Source organism: Bradyrhizobium sp. USDA 3315 (assembly GCF_054056795.1).
The window spans coordinates 6179586-6196228 of record NZ_JBSRYP010000001.1 but is presented as its reverse complement, the minus strand read 5'-3'; the positions used below and the strand labels follow the sequence as shown (position 1 = coordinate 6196228).

Sequence of the window (16643 nt, the reverse complement as noted above, 5' to 3'; positions counted from 1 at the left end):
CCTTAAATTCCGTTGTTCGCCTTACCAGCGATAGTGCGAGAACGCGCGGTTGGCTTCCGCCATCCGGTGCACGTCTTCCCGCTTCTTGACGGCGTTGCCGCGATTGTTCGAGGCGTCGAGCAGCTCAGCCGAGAGACGCTCCGTCATGGTCTTCTCGTTGCGCTCGCGAGCGGCCGAGATCAGCCAGCGGATGCCGAGCGCCTGACGGCGCACCGAACGGACTTCGACCGGAACCTGGTAGGTCGCGCCGCCGACGCGGCGGGAACGAACCTCGATGGTCGGCATCACGTTCTCGAGCGCCTGCTCGAACACGCCGAGCGGGTTCTGCTTGGTCTTGGCCTCGATCATGCCGAGCGCACCGTAGACGATGTTTTCGGCAACCGACTTCTTCCCGGCGTACATCACCGAGTTCATGAACTTCGTAATGATGATGTTCCCGAACTTCGGATCCGGAAGAACTTCACGCTTCTCGGCAGAATGGCGACGCGACATCTGATCGGTTCCCGCTTACTTCGGACGCTTCGCGCCGTACTTCGAACGACGCTGCTTACGGTTCTTGACGCCCTGGGTATCCAGCACGCCGCGGAGGATGTGGTAGCGCACACCGGGCAAGTCCTTGACGCGGCCGCCGCGGATCATGACCACCGAGTGCTCCTGCAGGTTATGGCCCTCACCGGGGATGTAGCCGATCACCTCGAAGCCGTTGGTCAGGCGCACCTTGGCGACCTTACGAAGCGCCGAGTTCGGCTTCTTCGGGGTCGTGGTGTAGACGCGCGTGCACACGCCGCGCTTCTGCGGCGACTGCTGCAGCGCCGGCACCTTCTTACGCGACTTCTGCACTTCACGCGGATTTGCGATCAGCTGGTTGATCGTCGGCATGCAGCCTTCACCCTTTAGTTCGCGCGAAAACCTTGAATGGCTCCGCAAATTTCTTCTCAGGACTAGCCGTCCCGCACGGCCCGCTCGACACGGAACAAACAACCGCGCAAAGCGAAATCGCGCCAACCACTCATCGCTGAGCGGAAAGCGCATCGACGCCACAGAGGACCGCGATCCCGAACCGTTCAGCGTTCGCTGTTCGGTCCGCCACCGAGGTCATGCATCCGAATTCACTCTCAAGAGGACGTGCTCAAGAGAACTAATATCGTCCTGGCATTGCCTAGCTATCATCGACAGCGTTTGAGCGGCATTCGTCGAGGTTGGTGCCCGTCCGGCTCCTCAAAAAGGACCTTCGGGTGTTCCGTTCCGACGCTGGCGTAGCTCACCGCCTGTCGTTAAGTGGGCGCCTTGTATAATCGAGAGATAGTGAAGTCAAGCAAAACGACAAGCGAAGAAACGCCTCTGGCACTTGCGGATTTCGCATTTCGCCGAGGTTCGGCGCAAGGCGAAATGTGACGGCCGACCGACCTCCCCGCGCACTTCATCCGAATCTTCGGGCGCGTGCGGAATCATATTACATCCGGGTAAAATATGAATAGAAACAACTCTCCCCAAGTTAGTCCCGAAGGCAAACTTCGAAACTAAGCCTTTATTTGCCATTCGCAGCGCAAAAATCGGGGTCACAGCCACGGAATTCTCATGCGGTACACCGACATCGCGATCATCGGCGGCGGTCTTGCGGGCTCGACCGCAACCGCCATGCTCGGCCGTGCCGGGATACCGACGATCCTGATCGACCCCCACCGGGTCTACCCGTTCGATTTCCGTGTCGAAAAGATCGGCGGCGACCTCCAGCTCGAGCGATTCGCCAGGACCGGCCTCGCCGAGTCGGTGCTCCGCTCGGCGACGCTGGACGGCGAGAACTGGATCGCGCGATTCGGCCGGTTGCTCGACCGGCAGCCGAGCCGGCAATACGGCATCATGTACGACGCGCTGATTGCGGCGATTCGGAACGAAATCGCCGGGCCGGCGGAATTCATCTGCGACAAGGTGATCAATGTCGCGACCAGTTCCGAGCGGCAGCGGCTCGTGCTTGCCAATGGCGAGGAGATCTCGGCGCGCCTTGTGGTGCTTGCCAACGGCCTGAACGTCGGGTTGCGCCGGATGCTCGGCATCGAGCGGCTGGTCACGAGCTTCTGCCACTCGATCTCGCTCGGCTTCGATTTCGTCCCCGTCGGCCGCCCCGCCTTCCCGTTCGCGGCCATGACCTACTTCTCGGAGCGGCCGAGCGATCGCATCCCCTACATCACGCTGTTTCCGGTCGGAAACCGGATGCGCGCCAACCTCTTCACCTATCGCAAGGCCGACGATCCCTGGCTGCGGGCGATGCGGCGCAATCCAGTGGAGACGCTGAACGCCGCGCTGCCGCGGCTGCGCCGGCTCACCGGCGAGTTCGACATCGCCGGCGATATCAAGATCAGGCCCGCCGACATCTTTGTCAGTACCGGCTATCGGCAGGCCGGCGTGGTGCTGGTCGGTGATGCCTTCGCCAGCACCTGCCCCGTCACCGGCACCGGTACCGACAAGGTGTTCACCGACGTCGCCCAGCTCTGCAACGTCCACATCCCGGCCTGGCTGTCGACCGACGGCATGGGCGAGGAGAAGATCACCGCGTTCTACGACGATCCGGTCAAGACCGCCTGCGACGCCTGGTCGAACGCCAAGGCATTCAGCTTCCGCGAGGTGTCGGTCGGCAGCGGGCCCACGTGGCAGGCCCAGCGCTGGGCGCGCTTTTTCGGCTATCTCGGCCGCGGCTGGCTGCGCCGGCTGCACAACCCTGCGGCGGCGGCGTCAACGACGCAGCCGGCCAACCACTTCCGGCAACGTCCGCACGCCGCGGACCGGGCGTAACGAAAAATCTGGCGCTCGACCATCGCCCGCGACGCGGGCCTCACGCCTCCTCATCCTCGTCTTCGTCCTCATCTTCATCATCGTCATCATCGTCATCATCCGCGTCGTCGGCGTCCTCGTCGTGATTCAGATGTCCCTGGTCGTCCCACAGCTTGCGATAGACGCCATTGCGGGCCAGCAGCTCCTCGTGCGAGCCGCGTTCGATCGCCCTGCCGCCGGAGATCACGATGATCTCGTCCATCTCGACCACCGAAGTCAGGCGATGCGTCGACCAGATCATGGTGCGGCCCTCGGCGACCTTGAGCAGCGTGCGATTGATCGCAGCCTCCGTGGTCTGGTCGAGCGCCGAAGTCGCCTCGTCGAGCAGCAGCACGGACGGGTTACGGATGATCGCGCGCGCGATCGCGATGCGCTGGCGCTGGCCGCCCGACAAGGTATCGCCGCGCTCGCCGACCGGCGTGTCGTAGCGCTGCGGCAGGCTCATGATGTAGCGATGGATCTCGGCCTTGCGGGCAGCGTCCTCGACCTCCGCGTCGGTCGCGCCTTCCTTGCCGAGCCGGATGTTCTCGCGGATCGACATGTTGAACAGCATGTTCTCCTGGAACACGACCGCCATGTTGGCCCGCAGCGACTCGCGCGTCACCCGGCGGATATCGACGCCGTCGACGGCGACGCGGCCCTCGTCCGGCACGTAGAGCCGCAGGATCAGGTTGATCAGCGTGCTCTTGCCCGAGCCGCTGGGACCGACGATCGCAATGCTCTTGCCGGCATTGAGCTTGAGGCTGAGATTGTCGAGCACCGGCGTCTGTGCCCCCTCATACTGGAAGGTGACGCGATCGAAGGAGATGTCGTTGGTGATGCGCGGCAGATCCGGCGCGCCGGGACGGTCGGCGCCGCGGGTCGGCTCGTCGAGCAGTTCCTGGATGTGCCGCACCGCCGCCGCCGACTGGATCGACACCGGGATGAAATGCATCAGATGGGCGATGTTGTACGACACCTCCCAGAACGCACTCTCGAAGGTCACGAAGGTGCCGACGGTGATCTGCCCCTTGGTGGCGAGATAGGCGCCGATCGCCAGCACCACGAGGTGGAGCAGCAGCACCGCGATGGTGACGGTGCGCTCCACCATGGTCGACAGGAACATGGCTGACGCGGCCTTGGCCCGGACGTCGCGGTTGCGCATCGTGAACCAGCCGAGCGCCCGGCGCTGCAGATTGAACGCCTTCACCACCGCCTGCGCGGCGACGTTCTCCTGCACGGTTCCGAGCAGCGCGGCCTCGTTCTGCTTCTGCTCGTAATTGGCCTGCACCGCCTTCGGCGTCAGGATGCGCGGCCCGATCAGGGTGATCGGAAACACCAGCAAGGCGACCACGGCAAGCTGCCAGTTCAGGAACAGCATCAGGATGATGCCCGCGACCAGCTCGAGGCCCGGCAGCGCCGCGCTGTTGGCGAAGGTCTTGACCGAGCCCTCGAACGCCGACAGATCGATCGAGAAGCGCGACAGGATCTCGCCGCGCTTGGTGCGCGCGAAATAGGCCGACGGCAGGTTCTGGACATGGTCGAACAGCCGCGTCCGCACGTCGGCGATGATGCCGGCGCCCAGCCGCGCATCCCAGCGCTCGTACCAGACCGCGATGATCGAGGTGACGATGCCGGCAACCGCGAGCACGCCGAGGATCTTGTAGAGGGCCCCGAAATCCTCCTCGCCGAGCGCGTCGTCGATCAGGAATTTCAGGCTGAGCGGCATGATGACGTTGAACAACGTCTCGACCAGCACGCCGAAGGCGACGCAGGCGAACGGCTTCCTGTAGTTCGCCAGGATCGGCCTGACGAAGCCAAAGATCGTGGAGAGCGCGCCGGCGGCTTCCTTGGCGGTGAAGACGACGAGGTCCTCGTCATCATCGACGTCATCGAGCTCGAACTCGTCGTCCGCGTCGTCTTCCTCTTCGTCGTCAGCCGGCGCCGCGGACGGCTTCGTGGAGGCGGCCGCCGCGGGCGGACCGGACGCGGGCTTCTTCTTCAGCTCGGGATCGTCGGCCGCCGCTCTCGTCGGATCGTCTGATGCAGGAGGTCTTGGCGCCATGAAACCAACCGATGCTCCACGGCCGGCATGACCGCAAATCGAAACCGCAGCTGATAACACTGCGCCCGTAATCCTATGCGATCACGACGAATTCGGCAAAGCGTTTGGAACGGCCGACGCGCCGCGGCGCGCTCGCGCGGATTCGCGGAGCAAAGCATTGCCGCCGTTTGACAGCTGGTTGACACGAGGCCGGTCGGCTCGCGGCAAAAGCTTCCGGTCGGTCCCGCTAGTCGTCGAGGTCGGCTTCGACCTTGTCGAAGAAGGAATAGCGCAGGCTGTCGGAGTCGGCGTACCACTGCCCTGGCCCCTTGTTGGCGGCCAGCGTCAATGTCCACAGCGCATCGGTGCAGTCGCGGCGGTGCATCGACAGATCGAAGCCGTTGCCGAAGAACAATTCCGACCACTCCCACCAGGTGCCGAGCTTCTTCACCCCGCGCAGCAGGTCGTAGCGATCGATCACTGCCGCCGCCATGTCGGAGGTCACCGACGCGAACACGACGCCGGTCTTGACCACGCGGTTGAGCTCGCGCACCCCGCGCACGACCTGCTTCTCGCCGAGATGGCACAGCGAGGTCTCGAACACGAAGTCGAACTCGTTGGCCTTGAACGGCATGTCGGCGATCGAGCCGAGCTTGTTGTACTTCTTGAGCGCCTTCGGCGTCTTGCCGTGGATGTAGCGGTTGTTCTCGATGCCCCAGGCATCGATGCCACGTTCGCGCAGCGCGCCGACCAGTTCGCCGCTGGCGGAGCCGGCGATCAGCAGCTTGTAGCCCTTCGCCCTGCCCCAGACCGTCTTGATCAGGTCCGTCAGATAGGCCGGGTCGGTGAAGTTGCGCCAGACCTCGCTGTAGGGGCCGACGCCGCGATAATTGTCGAAATAGCTGCGGTCGATCTTGTCGGACAGCGAGCTCTCGTCCTGCGCGCGGCTACGGCGCAGCCGCATCATCTCGGTGACGATGATGTCGGTCGCGGCATCGGAGGAATCGAGCAGTCCATTCAGCGTCGAATCGAACAGATAGTCGCCGACCACCACGATGCCGGGATGCTCCTTCGGCTCGGGCCGGTGGTTGGTCATGACGTCGCGCACCGGCAGGCCGCCCGGCAGCGCGTTGACCGACGACAGCCAGCGATGGATCTTGCCTTCCAGGAAATGCTCGCGCGCATCGCCGAGCGAGACCGGCAGCGACTTCAACGCGGCATCGATCAGCTCCTGGTCGCTGAGATTGGCGAAGGCCAGCGCATCCGAGCCCGCGATCAGCCAGTTCAGCACGCCGTGCTTGCCAACATCGTGGCGCGCGCCCTCGTTGTAGACGCAGCAGCCGCCGAACGCTTCCGACATGAACCAGGCGCCCGGGATCTTCTCGCCCCAGAACGGCTCGTCGAACAGGATCGAGACCCGCAGATAATGCGCGGGCCGGTCGAAATAGGCGACGTGCTTGACCATCGACTTGCGCAGCTGTTCGCCGTCCCAGCGCATGGTCGCGAGCCAGGAGTGCGGCAGGCAGACCAGCACGAGATCGAAGTCGCGCATCTCCGGCCCCTTGCCGTTCATCATGTTGAGCTGGTAGCGGCCGCCAGCTGTCTTGCCGACCTTGAGCACACGATGGTTGAGCTGGATGTCGGCGCTGACTTCCGAGCGCAGACAATCGATCAGCTGCTCGTTGCCGTTCTGGATCGAATACAGGCCGATATAGCCGTCGACGTCCATCACGTAGTTCTTCAGCGCGTTGAGGCCGTTGGTGTTGTGGCTCTCGGTCGCGATGTCGGAACGCGCCATCACCTTGAAGAAGCGCTTCGCGGTCGCGTCCTCGACCTCCTCGTCGAGGACCTGCTCGGCGGTCTTGTAGGCCCACGGGTGTTCGTTGTCGTGGGCGCCGACGCCCTCGTAATATTCGATCGGCGACACCAGGTCGCTGCAGCGCTTGCGGAACGCCTCGATCGCGGCCGCGGTCTTCGCCCCGTATTTGCGGCGCATGCCGGGAACGTCGGCGAGCAGCTCGCCGTCGAGCTGCACCTGCTCGGCATCCATCGGGATCGTCTGCAGGCCGAAATGCTGGATCAGCTCGCGCAGCGGGTCCGGCCCCGTCATCGAGTAATCATAGATCTCGGCGACGCCGGCCTCATACATCGCGGGCGCAGTGTCGAATTTGCGCGTGACGATCTTGCCGCCGAGGCGGTTCGACGCCTCGAAGATGGTAACGCGGCAGAGGTCGCCGAGTTTGCGCTTCAAATACCAGGCGCTCATCAGCCCCCCGGGGCCGCCGCCTACGATAGCCAAGTCGAGCATATGGATTCCGTCGTCTCCGGCGCGAGCCAAACAGCCGGTCTAAGTCACCCCAGCAAAGGCACTTTTTTGCCTGAAGGAAAGATGAACAAACTGCGTCCTTGCACCGCAGCAAGCAAAGAAAGCAGCAAAAAGGCCGGCTAAACGCCGGCCTTCTCGCCATACCCGTAGTCTTGCGGATGCCTATTCCGCGGGCGGCAGCGCCAGCGGCTCCGCTTCCGGAGCCGTCGGCACGATCGCCGCCTGCTGCTTCTCGCGCTCGTCGAGGATCAGCTTGTCGCGCTTGACCGCGACTTCGCGGATCCGCGCCATCGAGGCGCCGGTGCCGGCCGGGATCAGGCGGCCGACAATGACGTTCTCCTTGAGGCCCTCGAGCGGGTCCACCTTGCCGTTGACGGCAGCTTCGGTGAGCACGCGCGTGGTCTCCTGGAACGACGCCGCCGAGAAGAAGGAGCGGGTCTGCAAGCTCGCCTTGGTGATGCCGAGCAGAACCGGCGTACCCGTGGCGGGCTTCTTGCCCTCCTCCTTGGCCTTGGTGTTGAGCGCGTCGAACTCGATCTTGTCGACCTGCTCGCCCGAGATCATGTCGGTGTCGCCCTGATCGGTGACCTCGACCTTCTGCAGCATCTGACGGACAATCACCTCGATGTGCTTGTCGTTGATGAGCACGCCCTGCAACCGGTAGACCTCCTGGATTTCGTTGACCAGATAGGCAGCGAGCTCCTCGATGCCCTTGATCGCCAGGATGTCGTGCGGCGCCGGATTGCCTTCGACGATGAAATCGCCCTTTTCGACGATGTCGCCGTCCTGAAGGTGGATGTGCTTGCCCTTCGGGATCAGGTACTCGCGCGGCTCCTCGGTCTTGTCCATCGGCTCGATCGAGATGCGGCGCTTGTTCTTGTAGTCGCGGCCGAAGCGGATCGTTCCCGCGGTCTCCGCGATGATCGCCGCATCCTTCGGCTTGCGAGCCTCGAACAGTTCCGCCACCCGCGGCAGACCGCCGGTGATGTCACGCGTCTTGGCGCTCTCGGTCGAGATACGCGCCAGGATGTCGCCCGGCATCACCTTCCCGCCGGTGTCGACCGACAGAATGGCGTCGACCGACAGCATGTAGCGGGCATCGCCGCCACGCGCGAGCTTCATCACCTTGCCGTCCTTGCCCTTGACCACGATGGCCGGACGCAGGTCCGAACCGCCGCGCGTCGTGCGCCAGTCGATGACCACGCGCTTGGCGATACCGGTCGACTCGTCGAGCGTTTCCGAGATCGACTGTCCCTCGACCAGATCCTCGAAACCGATCGTGCCCTCGACCTCGCTCAGCACCGGGCGGGTATAGGGATCCCACTCGGCGATGCGCTGGCCGCGCTTGACCATATCGCCTTCGTCGACGTGCATCTTCGAACCGTACTGAATACGGTGGGTCGCACGCTCGGTGCCGTCGGCATCGACGATCGCAACGACCATGTTGCGCACCATCGCGATCAGGCTGCCTTCGCTGTTGCGGGCGATCGCCTTGTTCTTAATCACGATCTTGCCGTCGAAGTTCGATTCGACGAACGACTGCTCGTTGAGCTGCGCGGCACCGCCGATGTGGAACGTGCGCATCGTCAGCTGCGTGCCGGGCTCACCGATCGATTGTGCCGCGATGACGCCGACGGCCTCACCGTGGTTGACCGGGGTGCCGCGGGCCAGGTCGCGGCCGTAGCACTTGGCGCAGATGCCGTTGATCAGCTCGCAGGTCAGCGCCGAGCGGATCTTCACTTCCTGGATGCCGGCCTGCTGGATCGCGTCGACATGGCTCTCCTCCATCAAGGTGTCACGCTTGATGACGACCTCGTTGGTGGCGGGATCGCGCACGTCATCGCAGGCCACGCGGCCCAGGATGCGCGAGCCGAGCGAGGCGACCACGGTGCCGGCGTCGACGATGGCGCGCATCTTGATGCCGAGCGTGGTGCCGCAGTCGGTCTGCGTGATGATGCAGTCCTGCGCGACGTCGACCAGACGGCGGGTCAGGTAGCCCGAGTTCGCGGTCTTCAACGCGGTGTCCGCGAGGCCCTTGCGGGCGCCGTGGGTCGAGTTGAAGTACTCGAGCACCGACAGACCTTCCTTGAAGTTGGAAATGATCGGCGTCTCGATGATCTCGCCCGACGGCTTGGCCATCAGGCCGCGCATGCCGGCGAGCTGGCGCATCTGGGCCGGCGAACCACGCGCACCGGAGTGCGCCATCATGTAGATCGAGTTGATGTCGGCATCCGCGCCCGCCGCCGTCTTCTTGGTGGACGAGATCTCCTTCATCATCGCCTTGGCGACTTCTTCACCGGCCTTCGACCATGCGTCGACGACCTTGTTGTACTTCTCGCCATGGGTGATCAGGCCGTCATTGTACTGCTGCTCGAAATCCTTCGCCAGCGTACGGGTCTGATCCACGATCTTCCACTTCGACGCCGGCACGACCATGTCGTCCTTGCCGAACGAGATGCCCGCCTTGAAGGCGTTGTAGAAGCCGAGCGCCATGATGCGGTCGCAGAAGATCACCGTCTCCTTCTGACCGCAGTGCCGGTAGACCTGATCGATCACGCCGGAAATCTCGCGCTTGGTCATCAGCTTGTTGATGATGTCGTACGAGATCTTCGGGTTCTTCGGCAGCAGGTTGCCGAGCATGACGCGGCCCGCGGTGGTTTCGATCCAGCGCTTGGAGTGCTTGCCTTCCTCGTCGAGGCCTTCCCACCGGTACTTGATCTTGGTGTGGAGGTGGATGACCTTCGAATGCAGGGCGTGCTCGAGCTCGGCCATGTCGCCGAAGATCTTGCCCTCGCCGGGCAGGCCTTCGCGCATGATCGAGACGTAGTAGAGGCCGAGCACGATGTCCTGCGACGGCACGATGATCGGCTGGCCGTTCGCCGGATGCAGGATGTTGTTGGTCGACATCATCAGGACGCGCGCTTCCAGCTGCGCTTCGAGCGACAGCGGAACGTGCACGGCCATCTGGTCGCCGTCGAAGTCGGCGTTGAAGGCGGCGCAGACCAGCGGATGCAGCTGGATCGCCTTGCCTTCGATCAGCACCGGCTCGAACGCCTGGATGCCCAGGCGATGCAGCGTCGGCGCGCGGTTGAGCAGCACCGGATGCTCGCGGATCACCTCGTCGAGGATATCCCAGACCTCCGGACGCTCCTTCTCGACCAGCTTCTTGGCCTGCTTCACCGTGGTGGACAGACCCTTGGCGTCGAGCCGCGAGTAGATGAACGGCTTGAACAGCTCGAGCGCCATCTTCTTCGGCAGGCCGCACTGATGCAGGCGCAGCTCGGGACCGACCACGATCACCGAACGGCCGGAATAGTCGACGCGCTTGCCGAGCAGGTTCTGGCGGAACCGGCCCTGCTTGCCCTTCAGCATGTCGGCGAGCGACTTCAGCGGACGCTTGTTGGCGCCGGTGATGACGCGGCCGCGGCGGCCGTTGTCGAACAGTGCGTCGACGGCCTCCTGCAGCATGCGCTTTTCGTTGCGGATGATGATGTCGGGCGCACGCAGCTCCATCAGCCGCTTCAGGCGGTTGTTGCGGTTGATGACGCGGCGGTACAGGTCGTTGAGGTCCGAGGTCGCAAACCGGCCACCGTCGAGCGGCACCAGCGGACGCAGGTCCGGCGGAATCACCGGCACGACCGTCATGATCATCCATTCCGGCTTGTTGCCGGAAACGCGGAAAGCCTCGACGATCTTCAGACGCTTGGCGAGCTTCTTGTGCTTGATGTCGGAGTCGGTCTCCGCCATGTCGGCACGCAGCGTCGCCTCGAGCTTCTCGAGCTCGAGCCCCTTGAGCAGCTCGCGGATCGCCTCCGCGCCGATCATGGCGGTGAAGGAATCCTGGCCGTACTCGTCCTGCGCCTTCAGATACTCGTCTTCCGACAGCAGCTGACGGTCCTTCAGCGCGGTGAGACCCGGCTCGAGCACAACGTAGTATTCGAAGTACAGGATCCGCTCGAGATCCTTCAGCGTCATGTCGAGCAGGAGGCCGATGCGCGAGGGCAGCGACTTCAGGAACCAGATGTGGGCGACCGGCGCCGCCAGCTCGATATGGCCCATGCGCTCGCGCCGGACGCGCGACAGCGTCACCTCGACCGAGCACTTCTCGCAGATGATGCCCTTGTACTTCATCCGCTTGTACTTGCCGCACAAGCACTCGTAGTCCTTGATCGGCCCGAAGATGCGCGCGCAGAACAGGCCGTCACGCTCCGGCTTGAAGGTGCGGTAGTTGATGGTCTCCGGCTTCTTGATCTCGCCGTAGGACCAGGACAGAATCTTCTCCGGAGACGCGATCGAAATCCGGATCTGGTCGAAGACCTGGGCCGGGGTCGTCGGATTGAAAAGATTCATAATCTCTTGATTCATGGTCTTCTCCTCGCGTGCCGATCGTCACCGGCAGCAAATTCGAAACTTTTATTCAGCGCGCGCCCCGCCCAACGTCCGAGCGGGGTGCGGAGGCCCGGCGCGTTTGGCGCCGGGCATGATCACAGCGTTACTCGGCCGCTTCCGACGTCGACGCCGGTCCCACCTTGGAATTGTGCAGGTCGACGTTGAGGCCGAGCGAGCGCATTTCCTTGACCAGCACGTTGAACGATTCCGGAATACCGGCCTCGAAGGTGTCGTCGCCGCGCACGATCGCCTCGTACACCTTGGTACGGCCGGCGACGTCGTCCGACTTCACGGTCAGCATCTCCTGCAGCGTGTAGGCGGCGCCGTAGGCTTCCAGCGCCCAGACCTCCATTTCGCCGAAGCGCTGGCCGCCGAACTGCGCCTTGCCGCCCAGCGGCTGCTGGGTGACGAGCGAGTACGGACCGATCGAACGCGCGTGGATCTTGTCGTCCACGAGATGGTGCAGCTTGAGCATGTAGATGTAGCCCATCGTCACCTTACGATCGAACTGATCACCGGTACGGCCGTCATAAACGGTCGACTGGCCGGAGGCGTCGAAGCCCGCGAGCTTCAGCATCTCCTCGATGTCGGCTTCCTTGGCGCCGTCGAACACCGGCGTTGCGATCGGCACGCCGTGGCTCAGATTGCGGCCGAGTTCGACCAGCTCGTTGTCGTTCAGCGACTTGATAGTTTCATCCTCGCCGTAGATCTTCTTCAGGGTCTCGCGCAGCGGCTTGAGATCCTGCTTGTGATAATAGGCGTCGATGGTCTGCCCGATGCGCTTGCCGAGGCCGGCGCAGGCCCAACCGAGATGGGTCTCAAGGATCTGACCGACGTTCATGCGCGACGGCACGCCGAGCGGATTGAGCACGATGTCGGCGTGCGTTCCGTCCTCGAGGAACGGCATGTCCTCAATCGGAACGATCTTCGACACCACACCCTTGTTGCCGTGACGGCCGGCCATCTTGTCGCCGGGCTGGATCTTGCGCTTCACCGCGACGAAGACCTTGACCATCTTCATCACGCCGGGCGGCAGCTCGTCGCCACGCTGCAGCTTCTCGACCTTGTCGAGGAAGCGCTGCTCGAGGCCCTTCTTCGACTCGTCGTACTGCTTCCGCATGGCCTCGATCTCGGCCATCAGCTTGTCGTTCGGCGAGGCGAACAGCCACCACTGCGACTTCGGATACTCGTCGAGCACCGCGCGGGTGATCTTGGTATCCTTCTTGAAGCCCTTCGGGCCGGCGATGCCCTGGCGGTTCTCCAGCAGCTCGGCGAGGCGGTTGTAGACGTTGCGGTCTAGGATCGCCTGCTCGTCGTCGCGGTCCTTGGCGAGACGCTCGATCTCCTCGCGCTCGATCGCCAGCGCGCGCTCGTCCTTGTCGACGCCGTGGCGGTTGAACACGCGGACTTCCACGATGGTGCCCTGCACGCCCGGAGGCACGCGCAGCGAGGTGTCGCGGACGTCGGAGGCCTTCTCGCCGAAGATGGCGCGCAGCAGCTTCTCTTCCGGCGTCATCGGGCTCTCGCCCTTCGGCGTGATCTTGCCGACCAGGATGTCGCCGGCGCGGACTTCCGCACCGATGTAGACGATACCGGCTTCGTCGAGGTTCTTCAGCGCTTCTTCCGAGACGTTCGGAATGTCGCGGGTGATTTCCTCAGGACCGAGCTTGGTGTCGCGGGCCATCACCTCGAACTCCTCGATGTGAATCGAGGTGAAGACGTCGTCCTTCACGATCCGCTCGGAGAGCAGGATCGAGTCTTCGAAGTTGTAGCCGTTCCACGGCATGAACGCGACCAGCACGTTGCGGCCGAGCGCGAGCTCGCCGAGATCGGTCGACGGACCGTCGGCGATGATGTCGCCCTTCTTGACGATGTCGCCGACCTTCACCAGCGGACGCTGGTTGATGCAGGTCGACTGGTTGGAGCGCTGGTACTTCATCAGCCGGTAGATATCGACGCCCGACTTGGTCGGATCGAGATCCTCGGTGGCGCGGATCACGACGCGGGTGGCGTCGATCTGGTCGATCACGCCGGAGCGGCGCGCGGCAATCGCCGCGCCCGAGTCACGGGCGACCACGCCTTCCATGCCGGTGCCGACGAACGGCGCCTCGGCGCGAACCAGCGGCACCGCCTGGCGCTGCATGTTCGAGCCCATCAGCGCGCGGTTGGCGTCGTCGTTCTCGAGGAACGGGATCAGCGCCGCGGCGACCGAAACCAGCTGCTTCGGCGACACGTCCATGTAGTCGACCTTGTCCGGCGTCACCGGCAGCACTTCGCCGGCGTGACGGCAGACCACGAGGTCGTCGGTGAAGCGGCCCTTGGCATCGAGCGGCACGTTGGCCTGCGCGACGCGGTAGCGACCCTCTTCCATCGCCGACAGATAGATCACCTCGTCGGTGACCCGGCCGTCCTTGATCTTGCGATAGGGCGTCTCGACGAAGCCGTACTTGTTGACGCGCGCGAACGTCGCCAGCGAGTTGATCAGGCCGATGTTCGGACCTTCCGGCGTTTCGATCGGGCAGATGCGGCCGTAGTGCGTCGGATGCACGTCGCGGACTTCGAAGCCGGCGCGCTCGCGGGTCAGGCCGCCCGGGCCAAGCGCCGACAGGCGCCGCTTGTGGGTGATCTCCGACAGCGGGTTGGTCTGGTCCATGAACTGCGACAGCTGCGAGGAGCCGAAGAACTCGCGCACCGCGGCAGCCGCGGGCTTGGCGTTGATCAGGTCCTGCGGCATCACGGTGTCGATATCGACGCTCGACATGCGCTCCTTGATCGCGCGCTCCATGCGGAGCAGGCCGATCCGGTACTGGTTCTCCATGAGCTCGCCGACCGAGCGCACCCGGCGGTTGCCGAGGTGGTCGATGTCGTCGATCTCGCCCTTGCCGTCGCGCAGGTCGACCAGCGTCTTGATGACCGCCAAGATGTCTTCCTTGCGCAGCGTGCGATGGGTATCGGGCGCATCGAGCTCGAGGCGCATGTTCATCTTGACGCGGCCGACCGCGGAGAGGTCGTAGCGCTCGGCGTCGAAGAACAGCGACTGGAACATCGCCTGCGCCGAATCCAGCGTCGGCGGCTCGCCCGGACGCATCACGCGGTAGATGTCGAACAGCGCGTCCTCGCGCGTCATGTTCTTGTCGGCAGACAGCGTGTTGCGGATGTAGGCGCCGACATTGACGTGGTCGATGTCGAGCAGCGGGGCAGGTCCTTGTAACCCTGCTCGTTCAGCACCTTGAGCGACTTCTCGGTGATCTCCTCGCCGGCTTCGGCGTAGATCTCACCGGTCTTCGGGTTGACGAGATCCTCGGCGAGATAGTTGCCGACGAGTTCCTCGTCCGACATGCGCAGCGCCTTCAGGCCCTTCTCCTGAAGCTGGCGCGCCTGGCGCACGGTCAGCTTCTTGCCGGCCTCGAGCACCACCTTGCCGGTGTCGGCGTCGATCAGGTCGTTGACGGTCGAATAGCCGCGGAAGCGGTTGGCATCGAACGGCACGCGCCATCCGTCCTTGGTCCGCTTGTAGGTGATCTTCTTGTAGAAGGTCGACAGGATCTGCTCGCCGTCGAGACCGAGCGCGTACATCAGCGAGGTCACGGGCAGCTTGCGGCGGCGGTCGATGCGCGCGAACACGATGTCCTTGGCGTCGAACTCGATGTCGAGCCAGGAACCGCGATACGGAATCACGCGCGCGGCAAACAGCAGCTTGCCGGACGAATGGGTCTTGCCCTTGTCGTGGTCGAAGAACACGCCCGGCGAACGGTGCATCTGCGAGACGATGACGCGCTCGGTGCCGTTGACGACGAAGGTGCCGTTCATCGTCATGAGCGGGATATCGCCCATGTAGACGTCCTGCTCCTTGATGTCCTTCACCGACTTGGCGCCGGTTTCCTCGTCGATATCGAACACGATGAGGCGCAGCGTCACCTTGAGCGGCGCAGCGAAGGTCATACCGCGCTGGCGGCACTCATCGACGTCATATTTCGGCTGTTCGAACTCGTAGCGGACGAATTCGAGCATCGAGGTGCCGGAGAAATCCGAGATCGGGAACACCGAGCGGAACACCGCCTGCAGGCCCTCGTCGAGCCGACCGCCGGTCGGCTCGTCGACCATCAGGAACTGGTCATAGGACGCCTTCTGAACCTCGATGAGGTTCGGCATCTCGGCGACTTCCTTGATGTGACCGAAAAACTTGCGTACGCGTTTGCGACCGGTGAATGTCTGCTGCGCCATCGTGGCCTCTCATTTTCGTCGCCTTTGTGGGGCGAACCTTCCGGGAGCGACTGCCATCGGCCCCGGGTTGAATTTCGAATCGTCTCGAAGGAACGAAGCGCAAGGTTAGGAATTAAATCCCCGTCCCGGCCCCGACCACCTCCAAAACGCAAAACAACGCGCGGGGCGCATCACTGCACCCGCTCGTCCAAACGCTCCGCTTTACGGACTGAAAAAGCCCGAAATCTGACTGTCTCCCAACGGCTTCCGCCAGGGACCCTGCCGTCCCCGCCGCCTACCGTGTTTTTCCGCTGCCAACCCGATATGGGATGGCAATAAAGGAGATTCGAGGGTTAAGTCCACGGATCCCCACACTTTTTTGTGTCCGACGCGCCACGCGACAACCTGTCGCACGCCGTTTGCATGGCCCGGGAGCGCCCTGCGGCGCTCCCGGATCGCGCATTACTTGAGCTCGACCTTGGCGCCAGCCTTCTCGAGCTGGGCCTTGATCTTGTCGGCTTCTTCCTTGTTGACGCCTTCCTTGACGGGCTTCGGAGCGCCTTCGACGAGGTCCTTGGCTTCCTTCAGGCCCAGGCCGGTGATGGCGCGGACTTCCTTGATGACTTCGATCTTCTTGTCGCCGGCCCCAGCCAGCACGACGGTGAAGTCGGTCTTCTCTTCAGCCGGAGCAGCGGCACCGCCACCACCAGCAGCCGGGCCGGCAACCGCAACGGCGGCAGCGGCGGACACGCCCCACTTTTCTTCGAGGAGCTTGGCGAGTTCGGCCGCTTCGAGCACGGTGAGGCTTGAGAGGTCGTCGACGATTTTCTGCAAGTCAGCCATTGTTCAGTTCCTTAAACGTTTGGTTCGAAC

7 protein-coding genes and 1 pseudogene are annotated in these 16643 nt (G+C 63.7%); 1 reads left to right on the top strand and 7 read right to left on the bottom strand.

Translation table 11 applies throughout. The features are described 5' to 3' along the window. Positions 1 to 21: 21 nt before the first annotated feature. Both rpsG and rpsL read right to left on the bottom strand, forming a co-directional pair. Positions 22 to 492 (bottom strand): 30S ribosomal protein S7, encoded by a 471-nt coding sequence (rpsG, locus tag ACVIYL_RS28830; RefSeq protein ID WP_016843741.1) that lies wholly within the window; start codon positions 490 to 492, stop codon positions 22 to 24. 15 nt (positions 493 to 507) lie between these two features. Continuing rightward, the gene (rpsL, locus tag ACVIYL_RS28825) at positions 508 to 879 is read right to left on the bottom strand and encodes a 30S ribosomal protein S12 (RefSeq protein ID WP_006611834.1); all 372 of its coding nucleotides are present in this window, start codon (positions 877 to 879) and stop codon (positions 508 to 510) included. Between the two features lie 699 nt (positions 880 to 1578). Here rpsL and ACVIYL_RS28820 point away from each other — a divergent pair. Next, entirely contained in the window at positions 1579 to 2790 is a 1212-nt protein-coding gene (locus ACVIYL_RS28820; protein WP_456780382.1) for an FAD-dependent monooxygenase, read from the top strand. 40 nt (positions 2791 to 2830) lie between these two features. On the opposite strand, the gene ACVIYL_RS28815 is transcribed toward ACVIYL_RS28820, so the two are convergent. The 5 genes and pseudogenes from ACVIYL_RS28815 to rplL all read right to left on the bottom strand — a co-directional run bounded on the left by ACVIYL_RS28815 (position 2831) and on the right by rplL (position 16613). Further along, positions 2831 to 4873 (bottom strand): ABC transporter ATP-binding protein, encoded by a 2043-nt coding sequence (locus ACVIYL_RS28815; protein ID WP_456780381.1) that lies wholly within the window; start codon positions 4871 to 4873, stop codon positions 2831 to 2833. 226 nt (positions 4874 to 5099) lie between these two features. Then, the gene (locus ACVIYL_RS28810; RefSeq protein WP_456780380.1) at positions 5100 to 7160 is read right to left on the bottom strand and encodes an FAD-dependent oxidoreductase; all 2061 of its coding nucleotides are present in this window, start codon (positions 7158 to 7160) and stop codon (positions 5100 to 5102) included. Positions 7161 to 7340: 180 nt separating this feature from the next. After that, positions 7341 to 11543, bottom strand: coding sequence for a DNA-directed RNA polymerase subunit beta' (rpoC, locus tag ACVIYL_RS28805; RefSeq protein WP_057019552.1), 4203 nt, complete (start codon positions 11541 to 11543; stop codon positions 7341 to 7343). 127 nt (positions 11544 to 11670) lie between these two features. Then, positions 11671 to 15791: pseudogene (gene rpoB / locus ACVIYL_RS28800) on the bottom strand (DNA-directed RNA polymerase subunit beta). Between the two features lie 441 nt (positions 15792 to 16232). Next, the gene (rplL, locus tag ACVIYL_RS28795) at positions 16233 to 16613 is read right to left on the bottom strand and encodes a 50S ribosomal protein L7/L12 (protein ID WP_028335453.1); all 381 of its coding nucleotides are present in this window, start codon (positions 16611 to 16613) and stop codon (positions 16233 to 16235) included. Positions 16614 to 16643: the final 30 nt, after the last annotated feature.